This is a genomic window from Arthrobacter sp. 10T419 (genome assembly GCF_056394105.1).
Genome location: NZ_JBFTHF010000008.1, coordinates 68,601 through 88,988 on the forward strand (window position 1 = coordinate 68,601; position 20,388 = coordinate 88,988).

Annotated in this window: 22 protein-coding genes; 4 read left to right on the top strand and 18 right to left on the bottom strand. The window is 69.8% G+C overall.

Translation table 11 applies throughout. The features are described from left to right. Positions 1 to 29 precede the first annotated feature (29 nt). From AC1DBD_RS13620 to AC1DBD_RS13630, 3 genes are all read right to left on the bottom strand, one after another. Positions 30 to 1,718 (bottom strand): ribonuclease J, encoded by a 1,689-nt coding sequence (locus AC1DBD_RS13620; RefSeq protein WP_476893593.1) that lies wholly within the window; start codon positions 1,716 to 1,718, stop codon positions 30 to 32. 59 nt (positions 1,719 to 1,777) lie between these two features. After that, positions 1,778 to 2,686, bottom strand: coding sequence for a 4-hydroxy-tetrahydrodipicolinate synthase (gene dapA, locus AC1DBD_RS13625; protein WP_476982324.1), 909 nt, complete (start codon positions 2,684 to 2,686; stop codon positions 1,778 to 1,780). Positions 2,687 to 2,750: 64 nt separating this feature from the next. Continuing rightward, positions 2,751 to 3,239 (bottom strand): hypothetical protein, encoded by a 489-nt coding sequence (locus tag AC1DBD_RS13630; protein WP_476982325.1) that lies wholly within the window; start codon positions 3,237 to 3,239, stop codon positions 2,751 to 2,753. 127 nt (positions 3,240 to 3,366) lie between these two features. On the opposite strand from AC1DBD_RS13630, the gene AC1DBD_RS13635 reads away from it, so the two are divergent. Continuing rightward, positions 3,367 to 4,602: a heparan-alpha-glucosaminide N-acetyltransferase domain-containing protein gene (locus tag AC1DBD_RS13635; protein WP_476982326.1), complete on the top strand. Its 1,236-nt coding sequence runs from the start codon at positions 3,367 to 3,369 to the stop codon at positions 4,600 to 4,602. A 63-nt stretch (positions 4,603 to 4,665) separates the two neighbouring features. Here the strand turns inward: AC1DBD_RS13635 and AC1DBD_RS13640 are convergent, their stop codons facing one another. From AC1DBD_RS13640 to AC1DBD_RS13670, 7 genes are all read right to left on the bottom strand, one after another. After that, the gene (locus AC1DBD_RS13640; RefSeq protein WP_476982327.1) at positions 4,666 to 5,154 is read right to left on the bottom strand and encodes a hypothetical protein; all 489 of its coding nucleotides are present in this window, start codon (positions 5,152 to 5,154) and stop codon (positions 4,666 to 4,668) included. Then, positions 5,154 to 5,912 carry a 4-hydroxy-tetrahydrodipicolinate reductase gene (gene dapB / locus AC1DBD_RS13645; RefSeq protein ID WP_441419393.1) on the bottom strand — a complete coding sequence of 253 codons (759 nt, stop codon included), beginning with the start codon at positions 5,910 to 5,912 and terminating at the stop codon, positions 5,154 to 5,156. The genes AC1DBD_RS13640 and dapB overlap by 1 nt, the downstream gene beginning before the upstream one ends. Before the next feature lie 74 nt (positions 5,913 to 5,986). Continuing rightward, positions 5,987 to 6,463, bottom strand: a complete 477-nt coding sequence (locus AC1DBD_RS13650; protein ID WP_476893598.1) for a molybdenum cofactor biosynthesis protein MoaE — start codon at positions 6,461 to 6,463, stop codon at positions 5,987 to 5,989. After that, positions 6,453 to 6,965 carry a MogA/MoaB family molybdenum cofactor biosynthesis protein gene (locus AC1DBD_RS13655; protein WP_476982328.1) on the bottom strand — a complete coding sequence of 171 codons (513 nt, stop codon included), beginning with the start codon at positions 6,963 to 6,965 and terminating at the stop codon, positions 6,453 to 6,455. Before AC1DBD_RS13655 ends, AC1DBD_RS13650 begins: the two co-directional genes overlap by 11 nt. Further along, positions 6,962 to 7,462 carry a cyclic pyranopterin monophosphate synthase MoaC gene (gene moaC / locus AC1DBD_RS13660; RefSeq protein WP_476982329.1) on the bottom strand — a complete coding sequence of 167 codons (501 nt, stop codon included), beginning with the start codon at positions 7,460 to 7,462 and terminating at the stop codon, positions 6,962 to 6,964. Before moaC ends, AC1DBD_RS13655 begins: the two co-directional genes overlap by 4 nt. After that, complete coding sequence (locus AC1DBD_RS13665; protein ID WP_476982330.1) at positions 7,450 to 8,667, bottom strand: molybdopterin molybdotransferase MoeA; 1,218 nt, start codon at positions 8,665 to 8,667, stop codon at positions 7,450 to 7,452. Before AC1DBD_RS13665 ends, moaC begins: the two co-directional genes overlap by 13 nt. A gap of 26 nt (positions 8,668 to 8,693) precedes the next feature. Further along, on the bottom strand, positions 8,694 to 10,346 hold the full coding sequence (locus AC1DBD_RS13670) for a molybdopterin-dependent oxidoreductase (RefSeq protein ID WP_476982331.1): 1,653 nt from the start codon (positions 10,344 to 10,346) through the stop codon (positions 8,694 to 8,696). An 80-nt stretch (positions 10,347 to 10,426) separates the two neighbouring features. Between AC1DBD_RS13670 and moaA the strand changes: the two genes are divergently transcribed. Next, positions 10,427 to 11,563, top strand: coding sequence for a GTP 3',8-cyclase MoaA (moaA, locus tag AC1DBD_RS13675; protein WP_441419388.1), 1,137 nt, complete (start codon positions 10,427 to 10,429; stop codon positions 11,561 to 11,563). A 7-nt stretch (positions 11,564 to 11,570) separates the two neighbouring features. Continuing rightward, a complete protein-coding gene (locus tag AC1DBD_RS13680) occupies positions 11,571 to 11,837 on the top strand; it encodes a MoaD/ThiS family protein (protein ID WP_476982332.1) in 267 nt (88 codons plus the stop codon). Positions 11,838 to 11,855: 18 nt separating this feature from the next. Here the strand turns inward: AC1DBD_RS13680 and AC1DBD_RS13685 are convergent, their stop codons facing one another. Next, positions 11,856 to 12,989, bottom strand: coding sequence for a helix-turn-helix transcriptional regulator (locus AC1DBD_RS13685; protein ID WP_476982333.1), 1,134 nt, complete (start codon positions 12,987 to 12,989; stop codon positions 11,856 to 11,858). Between the two features lie 171 nt (positions 12,990 to 13,160). Between AC1DBD_RS13685 and AC1DBD_RS13690 the strand changes: the two genes are divergently transcribed. Continuing rightward, on the top strand, positions 13,161 to 13,442 hold the full coding sequence (locus AC1DBD_RS13690; protein ID WP_476982334.1) for a hypothetical protein: 282 nt from the start codon (positions 13,161 to 13,163) through the stop codon (positions 13,440 to 13,442). 50 nt (positions 13,443 to 13,492) lie between these two features. Here the strand turns inward: AC1DBD_RS13690 and AC1DBD_RS13695 are convergent, their stop codons facing one another. Genes AC1DBD_RS13695 through AC1DBD_RS13725 form a run of 7 tightly spaced genes read right to left on the bottom strand, consistent with a single transcriptional unit; the run spans position 13,493 to position 20,344 of the window. Next, positions 13,493 to 14,398, bottom strand: a complete 906-nt coding sequence (locus AC1DBD_RS13695) for an alpha/beta hydrolase (RefSeq protein WP_476982335.1) — start codon at positions 14,396 to 14,398, stop codon at positions 13,493 to 13,495. Beyond that, complete coding sequence (locus AC1DBD_RS13700) at positions 14,395 to 15,072, bottom strand: TetR/AcrR family transcriptional regulator (protein WP_441419383.1); 678 nt, start codon at positions 15,070 to 15,072, stop codon at positions 14,395 to 14,397. Before AC1DBD_RS13700 ends, AC1DBD_RS13695 begins: the two co-directional genes overlap by 4 nt. Beyond that, complete coding sequence (locus AC1DBD_RS13705) at positions 15,069 to 16,661, bottom strand: class I adenylate-forming enzyme family protein (protein WP_476909763.1); 1,593 nt, start codon at positions 16,659 to 16,661, stop codon at positions 15,069 to 15,071. Before AC1DBD_RS13705 ends, AC1DBD_RS13700 begins: the two co-directional genes overlap by 4 nt. Continuing rightward, on the bottom strand, positions 16,658 to 17,905 hold the full coding sequence (locus tag AC1DBD_RS13710; RefSeq protein ID WP_476982336.1) for a branched-chain amino acid ABC transporter permease: 1,248 nt from the start codon (positions 17,903 to 17,905) through the stop codon (positions 16,658 to 16,660). Before AC1DBD_RS13710 ends, AC1DBD_RS13705 begins: the two co-directional genes overlap by 4 nt. Continuing rightward, positions 17,902 to 18,777 carry a branched-chain amino acid ABC transporter permease gene (locus tag AC1DBD_RS13715; protein WP_476909765.1) on the bottom strand — a complete coding sequence of 292 codons (876 nt, stop codon included), beginning with the start codon at positions 18,775 to 18,777 and terminating at the stop codon, positions 17,902 to 17,904. Before AC1DBD_RS13715 ends, AC1DBD_RS13710 begins: the two co-directional genes overlap by 4 nt. Then, positions 18,774 to 19,583, bottom strand: coding sequence for an ABC transporter ATP-binding protein (locus AC1DBD_RS13720; protein WP_476893608.1), 810 nt, complete (start codon positions 19,581 to 19,583; stop codon positions 18,774 to 18,776). Before AC1DBD_RS13720 ends, AC1DBD_RS13715 begins: the two co-directional genes overlap by 4 nt. Further along, positions 19,580 to 20,344: an ABC transporter ATP-binding protein gene (locus AC1DBD_RS13725; RefSeq protein ID WP_476893609.1), complete on the bottom strand. Its 765-nt coding sequence runs from the start codon at positions 20,342 to 20,344 to the stop codon at positions 19,580 to 19,582. Before AC1DBD_RS13725 ends, AC1DBD_RS13720 begins: the two co-directional genes overlap by 4 nt. Positions 20,345 to 20,388: the final 44 nt, after the last annotated feature.

The window sequence follows — 20,388 nt, forward strand, 5'->3', positions numbered from 1 at the left end:
GCTGTGCTTTTGCCTGGCCGGGCGCGGGCCTACGCCTCCAGGACCACCGGGATGATCATGGGCTTGCGGCGCAGCTTGCGGTTGACCCAGGTACCGACGACGCGGCGGACAACCTGCTGGAGCTGCTGCGAGGTGTGGTCCCGGTTCTGCACGGCTTCCTCGAGTGCGGCGTTGATCTTAGGGATGATCTCGTCGAAAACGGAATCGTCCTCGGCCACGCCGCGGGCGTGGATCTCCGGCCCGGAGACCACCTTGCCGGTGGCACGGTGGATGACCGTGATGATCGAGATGAAGCCCTCGTCGCCCAGGGTCTGGCGGTCCTTGAGGTCCGCTTCGGTGACTTCGCCGACGCTGGAGCCGTCAACGTAGACAAAGCCGACCTCGACCTGGCCGACGACGTCGGCCTGGTGGTCGCGGAGGTCGATGACGGTGCCGTTGTCCGCCAGCAGGATGCTCTCCTCCGGGACGCCCGACTCGAGGGCGATCTTGCCGTTGGCGATCAGGTGGCGCGTCTCCCCGTGCACCGGCATCGCGTTGAGCGGCTCAAGGATGTTGTAGCAGTAAAGAAGCTCGCCCGCGGCCGCGTGGCCGGAGACGTGTACCTTGGCGTTGCCCTTGTGGATGACGTCCGCGCCGAGCTTGAGCAGGCCGTTGATGATGCGGAAGACGGCGTTTTCGTTGCCCGGGATGAGGCTGGACGCGAGGATCACGGTGTCGCCTTGGCCGACGATGACGCGGTGGTCGCCGTTCGCCATGCGGGACAGCGCCGCCATCGGCTCGCCCTGGGAGCCGGTGGACATCAGGACCACGCGGTTATCCGGCAGGTTGTCGATGTTCTTGATGTCGACGAGGATGCCCGCCGGCACCTCGAGGTAGCCGAGCTTGGCGGCGATGGCCATGTTGCGGACCATGGAGCGGCCGACGAAGGCCACCTTGCGGTTGTGGTTCGCGGCGGCGTCGAGGACTTGCTGGACGCGGTGCACGTGCGAGGAGAACGACGCCACGATGATGCGCTTGGACGCCTGGCCGAAGAGTCGGTCCAGCGTGGGGCCGATTTCCTTTTCCGCGGTGGTGAAGCCGGGGACGTCGGCGTTCGTGGAGTCGGACATGAACAGATCCACGCCTTCTTCGCCGAGCTTGGCGAAGTGGCGCAGGTCGGTGATCCGGCCGTCGAGGGGAAGCTGGTCCATCTTGAAGTCGCCGGTGTGCAGCACGGTGCCGCCGGAGGTGCGCAGGAAGACGGCGAGGGCGTCCGGGATCGAGTGGTTGACGGCTACGAATTCGCACTCGAAGGGCCCGAGCTTCTGGACCTGGCCCTCACTCACGATCTGGGTGTTCGGCTTGATCCGGTGTTCCAGGAGCTTCGCCTCGATCAGGGCCAGCGTCAACTGCGAGCCGACGATGGGGATGTCGTTGCGCAGGCGCAGCAGGTACGGGACGGCACCAATGTGGTCCTCGTGGCCGTGCGTGAGGATGACGGCGACGATGTCGTCCATGCGGTTCTCGATGTAGGAGAAATCGGGCAGGATCAGGTCAACACCGGGCTGGGTCTCTTCCGGGAAGAGGACGCCGCAGTCAACGATGAGCAGCTTGCCGTCGATTTCGAAGACAGTCATGTTGCGGCCAATCTCCCCGAGGCCGCCAAGCGGAACGATCCGCAGGGTGTTCTTGGGCAGTTTCGGCGGCGTGACAAGGCCGGGAAGGGCGGTTTGGGTCATAGTGCACTACTTTCCAGGCGGAGCAGGAGGGATCTTCTGTTCGATCAGGCAGGGCCGGATCAGGAGAAGACGAGTCCTGCTTCCGCCAAGTCCTCGCGGATCGTTTCGATCTCGGCTTCGCCCGGCTCCACGAGGGGCAAACGGACAACCGAGTTGGGCAGGACTCCCTGCCACTTAAGAACTTGCTTCGCAGCAACAGCACCCTGGATATGGGTCATCACTGCACGGACCACTGGGTCCAGTTCGAAATGTATGGTGCGGGCGGTGGCAAAATCGCCTGCAAGTGCGGCATCGATCATCGCACGGAACTGCTTGGTGGCCACGTGCGCCGAGACGCTGACCAGCCCGACGGCGCCGGCCGCCATCCACGGCAGGGTCAGCCCGTCGTCTCCGGAGTAGACATCCAGTTCGGTGTTCGCCATCACGCGCGTGACCGCGGCGAAGTCGGCCTTGGCGTCCTTGAGGGCGATGATGCGGGGGTGGTCCGCGAGCCGGATCATAGTCTCGGGCAGGATCGGCACACCGGCACGGCCCGGGATGTCATAGACCATAACGGGCAGGTCCGCGGCGTCGGCGACGGCCTCGATGTGGGCCTGGATCCCGGCCTGGCTCGGCTTGTTGTAGTAGGGGGTGACGATCAGCTGGCCGTGCGCGCCGGCCTTGGCGGCCCGCTTGGCCATCTCGATCGAGTGCGAGGTGTGGTTGGTGCCGGTGCCGGCGATGACCTTGGCCCGGTCCCCCACGGCCTCGACGATGACGCGGAACAGCTTTTCCTTTTCGTCATCTTCCAGCGTGGAGGTTTCACCCGTGGTGCCGGAGATTACGAGGGCGTCGTTGCCGTCGTCGACGAGCTTGTTGGCCAGCTCTGCGGACTGCTGATAGTCGACCTCACCGTCGTTGGTGAACGGAGTGACCATGGCGGTCACAAGGGTTCCAAACGTGTAAGAGCGAATGTCAGAGTCAGCCATAGGAAAAACGTTACCTTGTCCGTGGCTTGTTAGGACAATGGCGACGGAGTGATGCGCGTCAAATTCAGCCCTCCCGCGCCGCGTCTGCCGGGGTTCCGGGACGCCCCGGGGGAACGGCGCAGTAGCGGCTCACAGCCTCCTCGCGCAACGCCTCAGCCCAGGCCGAGAGCCGCTGCGCGGCACGGACGTAGTGGAACAGCTCCGTAGGGGTGAGCGCCTCGAGGTCGGTCTCGGCGAGCCGGCGGGCCAGTTCGGCGCCGGGCGCCTGGGCGGACAGGGCCGTCCCTTCACGATGCCACTGGACGTCTTCGGCGGCCTCCCCCGCGACCAGGCGCCGGAAGAGGAAATCCACCACACCCGGGCTCATGGCCTTGAGGACGCCGGTGGTATCTACGGCGCCAGCTGCCTTGAGAGGAGCGGCAGTCTGATGGAAACCGGCCGTCTGGTGGAAACCGGCCGTCTGGTGGAAACCGGCCGTCTGGTGGAAACCGGCCGTCTGGTGGAATGCGGCCGTCTGGCGGACTTCGGGGCCCGGCTCTGATGCATTGTTCATGCTGGCCATGTTATTCGAACATATATTCGAATACAAGGACTGCTTTGCCGCTGTACCCGAACAGCCGCCCCGGCCGGCGCAGCCCCGGCGACGGGCCGGGGCCGGCGGTACATGAGACGATCAGAAGATGACCTCGCGCGGTATGGCTACGACTTCAAGGACCGCCAGTGCCAAGGCGGCGGCGCCCCGGCTTACCGGCGTCGACGCAGCCCGGGGGCTGGCGCTGCTGGGCATGATGGCGACCCACGTGCTCCCCACCTTCGAAACCGATCCGCAGCTCACCCCCACCTGGATCGGCCTCACGTTCTCCGGCCGCGCGGCCGCACTCTTTGCCGTGCTCGCGGGGATCGGCCTGGCGCTGTCCACCGGAAAGGAGCGCCCGCTGGAGGGCGCGGAGTTATGGGCGGCCCGCCGCGGCATAGCGCTCCGGGCACTCGTCGTGGGCGCCGTCGGGCTTTCCCTCGGCGGCCTGGAGGTCAACATCGCGGTCATCCTGATCAACTACGCCCTGCTGTTTCTCTGTGTGCTGCCGTTCGTCGGCCTCCGCGCGAAACGCCTCTGGACCCTGGCGGCGGCCTGGCTGCTGGCAACCCCGGTCCTGGCCTATCTCCTGCGGCCATGGCTGTTGTCCGCCGAACCGCCCCTCCGGCTCGGCCACAACCCCGGCTGGGAGGATCTGGCCACTCCGGCGCGGCTGCTCGGCGACGTGTTCCTGACCGGGTACTACCCTGTGCTGCAATGGCTCGCCTACCTGCTGATCGGCCTGGCGATCGGTCGGCTGGCGCTGGCCAAGGCGGCCGTTCCCTGGCTGCTGCTGGCCGCCGGAACCATCGCCGCGGTTCTCGCCAAGTGGCTGAGCGTGGTGCTGATGGAGGACTGGGGCGGCCGGGCGGCGCTGCAGGAGAAGGTGGGCGATCCGGCCTATCCGCTGGCGAGCCTGCTGCAGGTGAACCTCGCGGGCATCGACCAGTCTGGTTCCGTCTGGTGGCTGGCGTCGAGCGCCCCGCATTCTGGCACCACGCTGGACCTGCTGCACACCTCTGGGGTCGCCGCCGCGGTGGTGGGTTTCTGCCTGCTGCTGGCACGGCTCGCCGACTGGGTGCAGTTGGACCCGCTGCTCCCGCTCCGCGGCGCCGGCACCCTGACCCTGAGTCTGTATACGGCGCATGTGTGCCTGATGGCGTCCCTGCACGGACACCCGCTGCCCGCCGGGTGGAGCACGGAAGGCGTTTACTTGGCCCAGGCGGTCGCCGCGCTGGTCATTGGCGGCGTTTTCGCGGCACAGGCCTGGCGCGGACCGCTGGAATGGGTGGGCCACGCCGCGAACCAGCTGGGCCGCTGCCGCTGGGCACGGTCACGCTAGGCCCGGGAAACGGCTAGCCGCCGTCGTCCGCCGGCCGATAGCGACCCGCCAAGGTCCGCCCGGCTAGGCGCCGTTGTCCGGTGACCCGGCGCGGAAGAGGCGGACGGCGTCGCGCATCGAGGCGCGGGCGCGCTTGCGGTCCCCCGCGGCGTCGTAGGCGCAGCTGAGCCGGAACCAGGAACGCCAGTCCCCCGGGGCGGCCTCGGCTTCCGCCCGGTATTTCTCGAACTCCAGATCCGCCGCCTCGCGGATGATCCGGCCGGCAGGCGTGCGCGGCAGGGTGTCCTCCGGCAGGCCGCCTTCGGCTTCCAGGATCTTGGCCAGCCGCTCGGTCCGGGCCCCGAACAAGAGCTCCCGTACCAGCGCCCAGGCCCCGACGATCGGCAGCAGCAGATAGGCCAGACCGAGGGCCTTCGCCACCATGTTCGAATCGGAAAGCAGCAGCACCGAGCGCTGCAGGGACACCACCAGGTAGAACACCAGCAGGAGCGTCACCGCGCCCACCCAGATCTTGGTGCGGTTGGCTTTGAAGGACGCCAGGAGGTTGGCCATCAGAGGCCCAGATCCAGGTAGCCGTCCAGGCCTACGGTGAGCCCCGGGTGCGCCGCGACGTTGCGCACCCCCAGCAGGACGCCGGGCATGAAGGAGGCACGGTCGAAGGAGTCGTGGCGGAAGGTCAACTGCTCCCCCGGCCCGCCCAGCAGGACCTCCTGGTGCGCCACGAGGCCGCGCAGCCGGACGCTGTGGACGCGGACGCCGTCGACCTCGCAGCCGCGCGCGCCAGGGCGTTCGCTGGTGGTGGCATCCGGGCTGGACGCGACGCCGGCGCCGGCGCGCTCGGCGGCGATCAGCTGGGCGGTGCGGACGGCGGTGCCGGAGGGGGCGTCCACCTTCTCCGGGTGGTGCAGTTCAATGATTTCAACCGATTCGAAATAGCGGGACGCCTTCGCGGCGAACGCGGACGCCAGGACCGAGCCGAGGGCGAAGTTCGGGGCGATGAGGACGCCAACGCCGGGCTGGCCCGCGAGGTTCGCTTCCAGCCGTGCCAGCCGTTCCGCGTCCCAGCCGGTGGTGCCGACCACGGCGTGCATGCCGTGTTCGACGGCGAAGCGGACGTTCGCTTCGGTGCTCTCGGGCACGGTCAGGTCGATCACGATGCGGGCGCCGGAGTCCACCAGGGCGTCGAGGGAGTCGCCGCGGCCCAGGGCGGCGACGAGCTTCAAGTCTTCGGCGGTTTCCACGGCTTTGACGGCCTCGGCGCCCATGCGCCCGTTGGCGCCCAGGACGGCGACGGCGAGTTGTTCGGTCATGGCATCAACCCTACCGCCGTGGCGCTTCCCGGCTGGAACCGGGACCCGTGCATTACCCGCCCCGACCGCGGCTCCTACCCGCCCGCGCCCACCCACTCGACGGTGCCGTCGGCGAAGAATTGTTCCTTCCAGATCGGAACCTGCTCCTTGATCCGGTCCACCAGTTCGGCGCAGACCGCGAAGGCTTGTCCGCGGTGCGCCGCGGAGACGGCGCAGACCAGGGCGGGATCGCCGATCTCCAGCGGGCCGGTCCGGTGCGCGGCCCAGATCCGGACCGGCTGGCCCGGCTGGCCGGGCTGGCCCGACCCGGCCGCCGACTGCTCGGCAACGAGTTGCGCGACGACGTCGGCCAGCACCTGGTGTGCCGTGGGATGGGCGCTGTAGCTGAGCCGCTGCACGGGCTTGCCGCCGTCGTGGTTGCGGACGACGCCGCTGAAGCTCACCACGGCTCCGGCCGTGTCCGATTCGACCGCCGCGATGGCCTGGTCCACCGAGATGGGCTCGGCGCTGAGGACGGCGTGCACGATTTCAAAGGCGGATTCAGTGTCCATGGCTGCCTTCCAGCTGGTCGCAGAGGTGTCCGATGATCGGGTCCAGCACGCCCAGGCCGTCCATGACGCCCTTCGGGGATCCGGGGAGGTTGACGATGAAGGTGCTGCCGGCGGCGCCGGCGTGGCCGCGGCTCAGCATGGCGGTCGGCGTCTTGGCCGTGCCCGCGCTCCGCAGGCCTTCCATGATGCCGGGGATCTCCCGGTCCAGCAGCGGCAGCGTCTGTTCCGGGGTGGCATCGGTGGGGCTGAGGCCGGTGCCCCCGCTGGTGATGATGACGGCGGGGTGCTGGGTCAGCAGCGCCCGCAGGGCTGCACCGACGGGCTCGCCGTCGGGAACTACCAGCGCGGGAAACGTCTCGAAGCCGTGTTCGGTCAGCCAGTCGACGATGACGGGGCCGGTGAGATCTTCATAGATCCCGGCCGCGGCGCGGGTGGAGGCGATCACGATGCCGGCCTTCCGGCCGGTGGCTTCGCCGTGGCGGTGCGGTTCGGTGCTGCTCACAGTGTCCAGTCCCTGCTCTTGCCGCCGCTTTTGGCCAGCACCTTGATGTCCGTCAGGACTGCATGCTTGTCCACGGCCTTGATCATGTCGTACACGCTCAGGGCCGCCACGGAGACAGCGGTGAGGGCTTCCATCTCCACCCCGGTCACACCGCGGGTCTTGACCGTGGCGAACACGGTGACGGACTCGGCTGCGAGCTCAAAATCGACGGTCACCTTGGTGATCGGCAGCGGGTGGCAGAGCGGAATCAGGTCCGGGGTCTTCTTGGCAGCCAGGATTCCGGCGACCCGCGCGACGGCCAGCGCATCCCCCTTGGGCAATTCACCTGCACCGAGCAGGGCCAGGACCTCCGCGGTGCTGTTGACCGTGGCGGTGGCGGTGGCCTCCCGCGTGGTCTCGGCCTTGTTGGACACGTCGACCATCTGCGCGGTGCCGTCCTGCCGGAGATGGGTCAGCACGGGCTTGTCTGGGGTATCTGCTTCGTTCACAGCATCCATACTTCCACCTCGTCGCCCTCGGCGAGCGCCGCGGTTCCCACCGGAAGCTGAACGAGGGCATTGGAGTGTGCCAGGGCGTGCACCAGATGGGATCCCGCGCCGCCTTCCAAGCGGACGGTGCCGTCCGCGCCGAGGGTGCCACGCCGGACCTGGTGCTTGGACTCGGGGGAAGTCAGTGCTTCGGCCAGCCGGGCCCGGACCACGGTCCGCGGCGCCGGCGAGCCGAACAGTTCGGCCAGCACGGGCCGCAGGAACATTTCGAAGGAGACGAGGCAGCTCACCGGGTTCCCCGGGAAGCCGAGGACCGGCACGCCCTCGAAGGTGCCGATGCCCTGCGGGCCGCCCGGCTGCATTGCCACGCCGCCGAACTCGACGTCGTGGCCCGCCAGTGCCTGCCGGACCACCTCGTACGCTCCCTTGCTGACTCCCCCGGTGGTAATGATCAGATCCACCTCGGCCGCGTGCCGGCGCAGCAGGGATGCCAGCTCCTCGGGGTTGTCGGCGGAGATGCCGGTGCGGGTGACGTGGAGGCCGGCCTGGCGGAGGGCGGACTCGAGCAAGGTGCCGTTCGCGTCGTAGATCTTGCCGGGCTGCAGCGGGTTGCCCGGTTCCACCACCTCATCGCCGGTCGTCACCAGCAAGACCCTCGGAACGGCGTGCACCGGCACCTGGCTCAGGCCCAACGCGGCCAGCAGTCCCAGCTGGCCGGGGCCCAGGAAGGTTCCGGCGGCCAGGGCTGGCTGCCCGGCGGCAATGTCGCTGCCGGCGTCGCGGACGAAGGTGCCCGCCGGGGTCGCGGGCAGGCGGACGGTGGCGGCTTCCCCGGCGGCGGGGAAGGAATCCGGAACGGCCTGCTCAATGGGCACGACGGCGTCTGCCCCGGCCGGGATTATGGCTCCGGTCATGATGGGCGCGGCTGTGCCGGGGGCCAGTCCGGCGGGCTGTGCGCCGGCCGGGACGGGATCCGCGACGCGCAGTTCGGCGCCGCCGTCGGGCACGTCGGCGCTGCGGATGGCAAAGCCGTCCATCTGCGAGTTGGCGAACGGCGGGAGGTCCAGCGGGGCAGTGATCCCGAGGGCCAGTCCGCGGCCCAGCGCCTCCCGGAGCGGCACGGTGTCGACGCGGGCGGAGAGCGGCGCCAGCAGCGCCCGGACCTTGTCCCGGTGGGCTTCCACGGTTACGGGCCTGTTGGCGGTGCGGCGCATACGTTGTTGACCTTTGGCTCGGCTGGCTAGGACTTCACGTCCACTGTAACGGTGTGGTAGCCGGTGGCCCCGCTGGGCGCCACCGGGGCGCGCTCCTCCGCCTGCGGGACGCCGTCGAGGTCGGTGGCGCGGACCTGCACCTCGTACTGTCCCGGGCCCAGCGGCAGGGAGAGCTTCCACTGGCGCCAGGTGTCTGTGGAGATCGCGGGTGCCAGTTCGGCCTGCTTCCACTCACCACGGTTCACCCGCACTTCCACCTTGCCGATGCCGCGGTGCTGGGCCCAGGCCACGCCGCCGAAGTCCACCGTCCCCGCGTTCACGCTCCGGCCGGCCCGCGGCACGTCGATCCGCGACGATGTCTTGATCGGTCCGCGCTCGCTCCAGCCCCGCGGGGTCCAGTAGGCGACGTCGTCCGCGAACCGGGTGATCTTCAGTTCGGTGACCCACTTGGTCGCCGAGACGTAGCCGTAGAGCCCCGGCACGACGAGCCGGACCGGGAAGCCGTGCTCGAGCGGCAGCGGCTCCCCGTTCATGCCCACCGCCAGCAGTGCGTCCCGGGTGTCCGTGAGCACCTCCAGCGGCGTGCCGGCGGTCCAGCCGTCCGCGCTGCGGGAGAGCACCATGTCCGCTCCCGGTTTCGGCCCGGCCTGCGCCAGCAGTTCCCGGACCGGCCAGCCGAGCCAGCGCGCGTTGCCGATCAGGTCACCGCCCACCTCGTTGGAGACGCAGGCGATGGTGATGTACCGCTCGGTCAGCGGCTTGGCCAGCAGGGTGTCGAAGTCCAGCTCGATCTCGTGGTCCACCAGGCCGGTGACTTTGAGCTTCCATTCGTGCGGATCCACGAGCGGGACACGCAGGGCGGTGTCGATCCGGTAGAAGTCCTTGTTCGGGGTGACCAGGGGGTCCAGTCCCGCCAGGGACAGCTCGGCTCCGGCGGGTATCGGCTGCGCACGGGACGCCGGGCCGGGCAGGACCAGCCTGCCGCGCAGTTCCACGACGGCCGCCGCCGCGCCGCGCAGCGTAGACGCAAGCACCCCGCCCACGCCCGCGATCGCCGCCGTAACCGCAAGGGACTGCAGGAAGCGGCGGCGGGCAGGGCGGCCGGCCGGTTCGTGCCTGGTGACCTCGGCCGGTTCGCCATCTGCGGCGCCTGCCTCAGCGGGGCCTTCCGCTGCGGGGCCGGCGTCGAACCAGTCTTTGAGCCGGCGGATCAGCCACCGCAGCAGCACCATGCCCAGCGCGGCGGCCAGCAGCGGGACGGGAACGGCATTGGCGCTCCCCTCGGCCCGGGTCAGCACGGCCGCGACGCCCACCAGGCCGAAGACGGCGATCACGGCCAGCCCGGCGAAGCGGCGGCGCCATTCCAGCACCCCGGCCAGTGCGGCCAGCGCCGCGATCACCAGCGCCATCCCGCCGAGCAGGGCCAGCTTGTCGGCCGTGCCGAAGAGCGAGATGGCCCAGTCCTTGACGCCCGGCGGGACGGCGTCGATCACCGCGCCGCCGACCGCCGTGACCGGCGAAACCGAGGGGCTGAGCAGCCCGGCCGCGAGTTCGCCCAGGACGACGCCGGCCCCGACGGCGGCCACCCCGGCAGCGGCGGCCCACCACGGGGTGCGCCGCGGGGCGGGCTGCGGCGTTCCGCTGGGGGCCGAAGATGGAACGGCCTGGGACGTGTTCACGCTTCCAGCATAAGTTCGCAGGCGTCAGTTCGTTGGCTCCGGGGCGTGATGCCTGGCCCGCAGTGGCGTAGCCTGACTTTATGAGTGTTCAGCTTGGCATGCCCCAGCCCCGTGCGGAAAGCGGCCCCGGCCCGAACGTACCGGCGCCGCAGCCGGCCGGGCGCCCGGCCGGAATGGCTCCCGGGCTGGTGGACCGGTACGGCCGCCGCGCCACCGACATGCGGCTCTCGCTGACGGACAAATGCAACCTCCGCTGCAGCTACTGCATGCCGGCCGAAGGCCTCGAATGGCTGTCCAAGCAGGCCGTCATGACGGCGGAGGAAATCGTGCGGATCGTGCGGATCGGCGTCGAACAGCTGGGGGTCCGCGAACTCCGGCTCACCGGCGGCGAACCGCTGGTCAGGGCGGACTTGCTGGACATCATTTCGGCCCTTCGCCAGGCGCACCCGGATCTGCCGATCTCGATGACCACGAACGCCGTGGGGCTGGACAAGAAGGCCGCCGGGCTGAAGGCAGCCGGGCTGACCCGGATCAACGTCTCCCTGGACTCGCTGCACGAGGAAACCTTCACCCAGCTGACCCGGCGCCCGTTCCTGGGCCGAGTCCTCGCCGGTGTCGACGCCGCCTGGGCCGCCGGCCTGGGGCCCGTGAAGCTCAACGCCGTGCTGATGCGCGGCATCAACGACGCCGAGTCCCCCGCGCTGCTCGCCTGGGCCCTGGGCCGCGGCTACGAACTGCGGTTCATCGAACAGATGCCGCTCGACGCCGACCACGGCTGGACCCGCCGGAACATGATCACGGCCGCGGAGATCCGGGACCTGCTCTCCGTCGACTACGTGCTCAGCGCCGATCCGCGGGAGCGCGACGGTGCCCCGGCCGAGCGATTCGAAGTCCGCGCCCGCGTGCCGGGCACGGACCAGGCCACCGGCCCGGTGCTGGGCACCGTGGGGATCATCGCCTCGGTCACCGAACCGTTCTGCGCGGACTGCCGCCGCACCCGGATCACCGCGGAGGGCAAGATCATGAGCTGCCTCTTCTCCCGCGAGGAGACCGACCTGCTGGGGCTGCTGCGCGGCGGTGCCAGCGACGCACAGCTCGCCGAGCGCTGGCAGGATGCCATGTGGCTCAAGCCCAAGGCCCACGGCATGGACCACGTCGGACTGGACGCCCCGGACTTCGTCCAGCCGGACCGCAGCATGAGCGCCATCGGAGGCTGAACCACCCGTGAACGTACGCTACTTCGCTGCCGCGCGCGCTGCCGCCGGCATGGACGAGGAAAAGTTCGAGCTGCCCGTCGGCGCCACAGTGGCCACCCTGGTCGAGGCGGTCCTCGCCGTCGAACGCCCAGAACCGCCCGCCGGCACGCCGCCGCTGGCACGCATCCTCTCCCGCTCCAGCTTCCTGCTCAACGAGGTGGCTGTCCGCAATACTGCCGCCGTCCTGGGCCCGGACGACGTCGTCGACGTGCTGCCGCCCTTCGCCGGCGGCTAGGCGCGCCCCACCTGGTCATCACTGTCCGTCAGCTGCTGCCGCAGCCGGAGGCGACACGGCCGCCGCTCCAAGGGCCAGCCCCAGCAGGGCGCCCCGGCTCCGTACACCGCAGGCCAAGAAGAGTGCCTTGAAAAGGTCCTGCACGGTATAGGGGCGGATCTGCAGTGCGGCTGCCAGCTCGGAGGTACTGAGGCCGCCCGCGGAGAGCCCCAGCAGCCGGTGCTGCTGCGGCGTCAGGGCATAGCAGCGCGCGAACGCTTCCAGTCGGTCCGCCGCCGGGCATTCCTGGATGGTCACCGCGAGCGAAGGCGTTGCCCCCGTCCCGGGGTCCATCCGGGTGGAGCGCAAAAGAGCCCAGCCGCCGCGCCCCACCGGTACGCGGGACATCGCCGGGTGGTCGTCCACTCCGGCTTCCTCCGCCAGGAGTTGGGCGGCGACATTCAGGACCTCGGCGGGGATCCCTTCGTAGGGCCGGGGCCCGCGCTGCAGCAGCCCCAGCCAGTCGGCGGCCGAAGCCGTCTGGCCCCGCACGGCGAGCCGCTCGTCGAGGACGAGTACGGCCTGGGGCGGCAAGGGCTTAGCGACGCCCGCCCGGGCCGCGGCACCGACGTCGACGCCCTGCCGCCATTGTGCCGCCCGGCTCCGCCGCAGGCCTGCTGCCACCAGCGGAGCCGCCGTGGCCAGGAAATCGGTCTCCGGCTCGGAAAACGCGCCTTCATCGTCGCCACGCCACAAGTCGAGCCAGCCCCAGCACCCTTGTTTATCGGCGAATACCACGGACAGCACGTCCGTCACGCCGTAGCGCCTCAGTAGCCCATTCCAGAGCCGGCTCCGCGCCGGCTGCCCTCCCGTGGCCAGCAGCAGGGTCGTCGCCGGCCGGCGCTGACGCATTAAGGAGGTCCAGCGGGCATCCGCCGTCAGGTATTTAAGCCGGATCAGTTCGGGCAGTTCTTCCGGGCAGGGAATCCTGGCCATCGGCGAGATACCGGTGGCCGACTCCGGGTCTGACAAGGGCCAGGCATAGGCGCTGAATGGCACAGTCCTTCCGAGTTCAGCCAGTAATCCCCGGCGCAGCTCATGGTCATCCAGCACGTCCCGGCAGAGGTTGCCGATGCGTTCCAGACTCCGGCTCAGCGCCCAGCTGGTGGTCATGACATCAGTATGTACCTTGGGCATCGCCTTCTGAATCGACCGGCTCAAGGGCGCTCCGGACCCCGGCGCGGCCCTGGCGGCCTCCCAGATATCTGGGATACCGCGGGCCGGCCCGCGGCTCCTACCGTGGAATATCCCGCAGCCACAGAAGAGACGTTAGGAGGACTCGAGATGTACACCTTGCAGATTGAGCACAAGATCAAGGATTTCGACCTGTGGAAGACAGCGTTCGACCGTGACCCCGTCAACCGGACGGAGTCGGGGGTTACCGCGCACCGCATCAGCCGGCCGGTGGACGATCCGCAGTATGTAGTGGTGGAGCTCGACTTCGGGCAGCGGGTCCAGGCGGAAGCCCTGCTCGCCAGCTTGCAGGAACGTGTCTGGAATTCGCCCGCTGCGGCCCCGGCACTGCAGGGGACTCCAACAACCCGGATCCTCGAGTCCGCCGGCTGAGGCGCGGCTGCCGCCCTTCGCCGGCGGCTAGGCGCCGTCCACAGGCTCCCTCAGCTGCCGGCCAGGGCCTCCCGCACGCTTTCCGCCACGGCCGCGGCGCCGGCCTCGCCCATCACGATCGTGTAATGGTTGACATCCGGCACCTCCCGGACCCGCAGGGACGGTAGCTTCGCGGCCCAGTCGTCCAGGTAGCCGGGCGCGTAAAGGGCGGCCGGCTCGTTCAGCAGCCCGCGCGGCGCCCGGAGGACCACGGTGTCCACGGCGAGTTCGTCCAGCGCCTTGAGCAGCGAGGCGCCCCGGTGCAGTTCCGCGGTGTCTTCGGCCATCGCCTGATAGCGCGTGGCGGGCCGCAGTTCCGGCTCCTCGCCGGTGAGGTCGTAGTCAACGTAGGCTTCCACGAGCGGCCCCCAGCCGGCGCTGAACGCCGGGTGCTGCCGCCAGAAGGAGCGGTACACCTCGCGGCTAGGGAACGTGGCGTTGAGGCGCTCGGCAGCCGGGCCGAGCACCGAGGAGATGAGCTGCTCGTCGGAAATCCCCTCCGGGACCTGGAGCGGCAGTCCGCCGTCGACCAGCACCAGGGAGCGGACGCGCTCCGGGAACAGGTTCGCCAGGACGAGCGAGGCGAAGGCGCCCATCGAATGCCCCACGACGACGACCGGCCCCGGGGCCAGCGCCGCCAGCACCGCGGCGAGGTCCTCCGCGTGCGAGGGCATCCCGTACGGGGCGGGCAAGTTGTTGCTGCGGCCGCGTCCGCGCAGGTCCGGGGCGATGATCCGGACGTCGGGCAGCGCCTCGGCCAGGTACGGCCAGGCCTTGTGCGAGGCGGTGACCCCATGGACGGCGAGGATGGTCGGGGCGTCGGGTTCGTCCGGGCCCCAGATGGCGGTGTGCAGCGTGCCGCCGCGGACCTCCACTTCGGCGGTGCGGTACGTGTCCTTGCTGGCTGTCTGGGTCATGGGGCTGTCCCTTCCTGGGGCGGTGTGGGGTTCGCGGCCGTTCCTGGCGCGGAACCGGGCGAGGGCGCAAGGGCCCGTTCGATGAACTGCATCATCTCCTCGAAGACTTCTTCGGGTACGTCGGGCCGGGCGCCGGTGGCGGGTTCGGCACCCTCCTCGTCCCAGAGGACCCAGCGCATGCCGATCAGCTCACCGATGCCCATCAGGGCCCAGGCCGCGACGGTGGGGTCCATCTCCCGGACCTCGCCGCTGAGCTGTGCCGCCTTCAGGCCCTCGATGTAGCCGTTCACGACCCGGGTGTAGTGCAGCCGCAGCGCGCCGGGCGAGACGAACTCGGCCTGCCGGATGATCCGGTACAGGGCGGGGTGCTGTGCGGTGAAGCGGAAGAAGGCCCGGAAGCCGGCCCGTTCCGCCTCGAGCCGGGTACCTGCGCTCTTGGCCGCATCGGTCATGGCGTGCCGGACGCGCCGGTTCAGGTCCTCGACCACTTCGTCGAAGATGGCCTGTTTGCCGTCAAAGTACAGGTAAAACGTGCCGAGGCCGACGCCGGCCGCCTCCGTGATCTTGACGATCGAGGCTTCGTGGTAGCCCACTGAGGCGAAGACGGACTCCGCGGCCTCGAGCAGCTTGGCCCGGGTGCGGGTGCCGCGGGCGGTGCGCGGCGCGGCGCTCATGCCCGTCCCCCTGCCGCGGAGCCGCGACCGGCCAAGTCCTGGCGCAGCTTGGCGCGGAGTACCTTGTTCAGTGCGGTGCGTGGCAGCGCTGGGACCAGCTCGATCCGGGCCGGGACCTTGAAGCGGGCCAGCTGGGAGGCGCAGTGTTCCAGCAGCTCCTGCTCGTCGGTGGCCATCCCGGGACGGACCACGACGAAGCCCATGCCGCTTTCGCCCCAGCGTGCGTCCTCCACCCCGACGACGGCGGCCTGCGCCACCGCCGGGTGGCCCAGCAGGGCGGCCTCGACCTCGGCCGGGGCCACGTTCTCGCCGCCGGAGATGTAGATGTCCTTGAGCCGGTCCACGACTTTGATGTACCCCTCGGCGTCGCGCTCCACCAGGTCGCCGGTGCGCAGCCAGCCGCCGGCGAGGACGGCAGCCGTGGCGGCGGGATCGCGGAAGTAGCCGGCAAATACGCCCGGGCCCCCGACCAGCAGCTCGCCGCTGGCGGCGCCGTCGAGGATTTCTCCGGTGACCGGGTCCGCCACGGCGACGGCGACGTGCGGATACGGCTTGCCGGAGTAGCCCACCATCCGTTCGGCGTCCTCGTTCGGCAGGCACAGCACATTGGGCGAGGCCTCCGTCAGGCCGTAGCCCTGGCTCAGGGCCACTCCCCGGCGGTGCCAGATCCGCAGCAGCGGCGCCGGCATCGGCGCCCCGCCCACCACGGCGTGGCGCAGGCTGCCGAGTTCGGCCCGGGCAAAGTCCGGGTGTTCGGCCAGCATCAGGTACTGGGTGGGGACACCCATCAGCATGGTCACGCCCCGCTCGGCGATGAGCTGCAGCACGCGGCCCGGATCGAACCCGCGTTCCAGCACCACGGTGGCGCCGACCCACCACGCCAGCAGCGGCTGGATGTTCCAGCCGCCCACATGGAACTGCGGGAGCACGGCCAGCACCACGTCATTGCTGCCCATGTCCAGGGTCCGCGAGAGCGAGAGGTTGTTCCAGAAACAGTTGGCGTGGGTCAGGACGGCGGCCTTGCTGGCCCCCTCGGTGCCGGAGGTGAAAATCATCAGCAGGGCGTCGTCGTCGCGCACGTCGCGGCGTGGCGCGCCGGCGTCGGCCGAGGGCGCCGGCCGCACGCGCGAGGGCAGCGGGACGGCCCTTTCGACGCCGCCGGGGCCCAGGGCAGCGGTCCGCGGCCGGTGCGGCAGCAGTGCGCACGCCGCCGCGGCGAGCGAGTCGAGCTCGCCTTCCACCAGCAGCAGCTGGGGCTCGGCGAGTTCGAGCTGCGCCGCGAGTTCCCGGGGCGAGAGCCGCCAGGACAGCGGGACCAGGACCAGCCCGGCCTTGGCACAGGCAAAGAAGGCCACCACATGGTCCGAGCTGTTGCCGGTGAGGCTCGCGATCCGGTCCCCGATCGCGTAACCGGCGGCACGGAACCCGGCAGCAAGAGCCGAGGCACGGCGTTCCAGCTCGCTGTAGAGCAGGGTGCAGCCGCGGTCGTCGATGGCGACCCGGTGCGGCGTGGAAAGGCTGCGGTCGGTGGTCCAGCGGCCCAGGGTGTGCAGGCCGTCGGCCTGGTTCGGACCGGTCGGGTTGCTCATGCAGCGTCCTCCAGGATGTTTTGGGGCGTCTCGATACCGCTGCTGCCGGCACGGGTGCCCCTGCGGCGCTGCGCCAGCCGCTCGGCGGTTCCGGCGAGGCCGCCGGGGAGGAAGAGCACCACCAGGATGAAGAGCGTGCCGAGGATGAACAACGGTTCTGACAACGGTACCCGCAGGATGTCCGGAAGGGATTTCACGGCCTCGGAGTTGGCGAGTGTCGTAAGCCGCTGGTCGAGGATGGTGTAGAACACGCCGCCGACCACAGCGCCCCAGCGCGAGCCCACGCCGCCCAGGACCACCATCACCAGCAGCATGATGGTGAGGTCCGAGGAGATGGCCCGCGGCACGGCCCCGCTTTGCAGCAGCAGGAAGACCATGCCGATCACGCAGACCAGGAGCGCGGAGAGAACGAAGATCAGCAGCTTCACGAGGTATGGCTGCAGGCCCAGGACCCGGACGCGCAGTTCGTTTTCGCGCACGGCGGCCGCGGTGTGACCGGCCCGGGAGGACTGCACCCAGGTGACGATGACGAACACGGCAACCAGCACGGCCAGTGCCAGCCAGTACAGGTTGCGGGTGTTGACCACGCCCACCAGGAAGTCCGGCAGGTTGTCGGTGCGCAGCGTCATACCCTCGTCGCCGCCGGTCCGGCCGTCGGGGTTACGGCCGACGATCACCGAGCCGGCCTGGGCGAACGCGAGCGTGACCATGGCGAAGGGGATGCCGCTGACGCGGAGGCTGATGCTGCCCACCACGTGGGCCAGTACGACCACCATCAGCAGCGTGAGCCCCATGGCCGGCAGCAGCGGGATGTCCAGGTTCTGCAGAATGATCGCCAGGCCATAGACCCCGGCGCCGAAGTAGAGCGCGTGCCCGAAGGACAGCAGCCCGGCAACGCCGAGGAGCAGGTGGTAGGTCAGGGCGGCGGCTGCCATCAGCATGCACATGGCCAGCAACTGCAGGGACCCGGGCGTGTAGCTGGGGCCGGGCAGCACGCCTGGCAGGGAGATGTTCAGCAGCGGGAGCAGGACTAGGAGCAGCACTCCGGCTGCGCCCGCGGCCCGCGCTGCGAGGCGGCGGCCCGCGGGGACGGGGCGTGCGCCGTCGGAAGGGGTGCGGGGTCCTCCCTGCGCGGCGGCTTTCCGGCTCCGGCGGGCGTCGGCGCCGTCGGCCGCCGGCTGTCCTGGGTTGGTGCCGTCGATGTTGGTGCCGTCGGTGCTGTTGGGGTCAGTTTCGGTGGTCATGCGGTTCTCCCAAGCAGGCCGGTGGGACGGAACAGCAGCACGAGGGCCAGCGCCAGTACGACGACGAAGTCACCGGTGCCGCCGAGGTAGAAGTTGGCGAACTGCTGCAGGATAGCGACGGCGACGGCGGCGATGGCCGCGCCGGTCAGTGAGCCGAGGCCGCCGATCACCGTGACGATGAAGGCGAAGATCAGCAGCGAGCCGCCGAGCATCGGTGAGACGTAGCCGAAGTAGTGCGAGGCGAGAACCCCGCCGAGGCCCGCCGCCGCCCCGCCGATGGTGAAGACGAGGGTGAAGGCCTTGCGGACGTCGATGCCGAGGGCGGTGACCATGGACCGGTTTTCGACGCCTGCGCGGATGATCATGCCGTAGCGGGTCTTTTTGAGGAAAAACACCAGCGCCAGCAGCACCAACAGGGCGGCGATGATGCAGACGAAACGGTCGTTGGGGACCCGCGCGCCAAGGATGTCGGTAGTGTCCTTGAACCACGCAGGGCCCTGGATGTACACCGGGTCGGTTCCCCACGTGCCGTCAAACAGCGCGACGGCGGCGAGGGACAGGCCCAGCGTGACGAGCACCTGCTCGATGTGGCGCTGGTAGAGCCTGCGGATCAGGACGAACTCGGTGAACGCGGCAAACGCAGCGCCGGCGGCGGCCCCGACGACGAGTGACAGCAGGAAGATTCCCCAGTTGTCAGAGCCGGCGCGGCGGGCCATTTCCCAGCCGGTAAAGGCACCCAGGGTCAGGAAGGCGCCGTGCGCGAAGTTCAGCACCCCCATTAGCCCGTAGATCAGGGACAGGCCGGCAGCAACGAGGAAGTACAGTGCACCCAGGCCGAGGCCGGTGAACAACAGCAGGACGAGGGTGCTCACAGGGCAGCGCCTTTCTCGGCGGGGTCCGCGGCGGGTTCCATGGCGGGGTCCATGGCGGGGTCCCGGTGAGACGCGGTCTCGCTGGAGACACCCAGATGCCGTTGGATCAGCACCGCGTCATCGAGGAAGTCGAGGGCGCGGCCGGTGTGGACCACGCGTCCGCCGGAGAGCACGACGGCGCCCTCGGCCAGCTGGCGGACCACGTGGAGGTTTTGCTCGACGAGCAGGATCGGGACGGTCCTGGCTGCCTCGGCCAGGGTCTCCGCCACCTCACCGACGATCTTGGGCGCGAGGCCCTTGGTGGGCTCGTCGACCAGCAGGATCTTGTTGGTGTTCAGCAGGGCCCGTGCCAGCGAGACCATCTGCTGCTGGCCGCCGGACAGCGTCCCGGCCATCTGGGCGGAGCGCGCCAGCAGGTCCGGGAAGAGTTCCTCTACCAGTTGCCGGCGCGGGGCGGCATCGCGTTCGGCGAGCCGGAGGTTCTCCGCGACCGTCAGCCCGGAAAAGACCTCACGGTCCTCCGGGACGTAACCAACACCGCGCTGAATGATCTTGAAGGTCGCTTCCTTCTCTATCCGTTCGCCGGCCAGTTCGACAATGCCCGCGCGGTCGATCAGGCCGATGATGGCCTTGATGGTGCTGGTTTTCCCGACGCCGTTGCGGCCCAGCAATGCGGTGATTCCGGTCGCGGGGACGGTGAAGGACACATCCTCCACCACCTGCTGCCCGGCGATCCTGGCATTGAGGCCCTCGACCCGCAGGATGGGCGGGGCTTCGGCGGCGGGGCGTTCGGTGGCGGGGCTCATACGGGTTCTCCGAGGTAGGCGCTTTGCACGGTGGGATCGGCCATAACGGCGGCCGGGCTGTCCAGGGCCAACAGGCTGCCGTGGTGCATCACGGCCACCCTGTCCACCAGGCCCAGCACGACGTCCATGTGGTGCTCGACCATCATCACGGTGCAGCCGCGGTCCCGGTGCATTCCCCGGATGATCGCGGTGAGGGACGGGACGTCCCCCGACGCCACCCCGGCCATCGGTTCGTCGAGCAGGACGACGGCGGGATCCGTCGCCAGCAGTACGGCGATTTCGACCTTGCGCTTCTCGCCGTGCGAGAGGTCCCCCGCCGCCGTCGTGAGTTTGCCGGTGAGGCCGACCTCCGCGATGGTGCCCCGCGCGATCCGGGTGGCCTCGTCCGACGCCGACGGAAAGCGCAGAACGCTGAAGCTGCCGCCCAGTTTCGCCTGGGCCGCGAGCCGGACGTTCTCCAGCACGCTCAGCCGGGGAAACAGGTTGGAGGTCTGGAAGGTCCGTCCCAGCCCTGCCTTGGCCCGGCGGTGGATAGGCGCGGCCGTGATCTCCCTGCCGTTCAGCGTAATGCTGCCCGCGGTGGGCCGCAGCACGCCGGAGATCAGGTTGAACAAGGTGGTCTTGCCGGCCCCGTTGGGGCCGATGACGCCGATCATCTCGCCGGCGCCGACGGCGAAGCCCACATCCTGGAGGATGCGCGCACCGCCGATCTGCAGACCAAGGCCATCCACCGCAAGGGCGGGCAGGGCTGGGGTTGTCATACGGTTCCTTCGTTTCTCGCGGTCTGGTCCGGGGAAGGGTGCCT

Excerpts from the sequence above, each read along its gene's own strand:
- AC1DBD_RS13695 (WP_476982335.1), bottom strand. The coding sequence starts at position 14,398 with ATGACCCAGACAGCCAGCAAGGACACGTACCGCACCGCCGAAGTGGAG.
- AC1DBD_RS13640 (WP_476982327.1), bottom strand. The coding sequence starts at position 5,154 with ATGGCCAACCTCCTGGCGTCCTTCAAAGCCAACCGCACCAAGATCTGG.
- AC1DBD_RS13700 (WP_441419383.1), bottom strand. The coding sequence starts at position 15,072 with ATGAGCGCCGCGCCGCGCACCGCCCGCGGCACCCGCACCCGGGCCAAG.
- AC1DBD_RS13620 (WP_476893593.1), bottom strand. The coding sequence starts at position 1,718 with ATGACCCAAACCGCCCTTCCCGGCCTTGTCACGCCGCCGAAACTGCCC.
- AC1DBD_RS13710 (WP_476982336.1), bottom strand. The coding sequence starts at position 17,905 with ATGACCACCGAAACTGACCCCAACAGCACCGACGGCACCAACATCGAC.
- AC1DBD_RS13725 (WP_476893609.1), bottom strand. The coding sequence starts at position 20,344 with ATGACAACCCCAGCCCTGCCCGCCCTTGCGGTGGATGGCCTTGGTCTG.
- moaA (WP_441419388.1), top strand. The coding sequence starts at position 10,427 with ATGAGTGTTCAGCTTGGCATGCCCCAGCCCCGTGCGGAAAGCGGCCCC.
- AC1DBD_RS13705 (WP_476909763.1), bottom strand. The coding sequence starts at position 16,661 with ATGAGCAACCCGACCGGTCCGAACCAGGCCGACGGCCTGCACACCCTG.
- moaC (WP_476982329.1), bottom strand. The coding sequence starts at position 7,462 with ATGGATGCTGTGAACGAAGCAGATACCCCAGACAAGCCCGTGCTGACC.
- AC1DBD_RS13650 (WP_476893598.1), bottom strand. The coding sequence starts at position 6,463 with ATGGACACTGAATCCGCCTTTGAAATCGTGCACGCCGTCCTCAGCGCC.
- AC1DBD_RS13690 (WP_476982334.1), top strand. The coding sequence starts at position 13,161 with ATGTACACCTTGCAGATTGAGCACAAGATCAAGGATTTCGACCTGTGG.
- AC1DBD_RS13720 (WP_476893608.1), bottom strand. The coding sequence starts at position 19,583 with ATGAGCCCCGCCACCGAACGCCCCGCCGCCGAAGCCCCGCCCATCCTG.
- AC1DBD_RS13635 (WP_476982326.1), top strand. The coding sequence starts at position 3,367 with ATGACCTCGCGCGGTATGGCTACGACTTCAAGGACCGCCAGTGCCAAG.
- AC1DBD_RS13665 (WP_476982330.1), bottom strand. The coding sequence starts at position 8,667 with ATGCGCCGCACCGCCAACAGGCCCGTAACCGTGGAAGCCCACCGGGAC.
- dapA (WP_476982324.1), bottom strand. The coding sequence starts at position 2,686 with ATGGCTGACTCTGACATTCGCTCTTACACGTTTGGAACCCTTGTGACC.
- AC1DBD_RS13685 (WP_476982333.1), bottom strand. The coding sequence starts at position 12,989 with ATGACCACCAGCTGGGCGCTGAGCCGGAGTCTGGAACGCATCGGCAAC.
- AC1DBD_RS13630 (WP_476982325.1), bottom strand. The coding sequence starts at position 3,239 with ATGAACAATGCATCAGAGCCGGGCCCCGAAGTCCGCCAGACGGCCGCA.
- dapB (WP_441419393.1), bottom strand. The coding sequence starts at position 5,912 with ATGACCGAACAACTCGCCGTCGCCGTCCTGGGCGCCAACGGGCGCATG.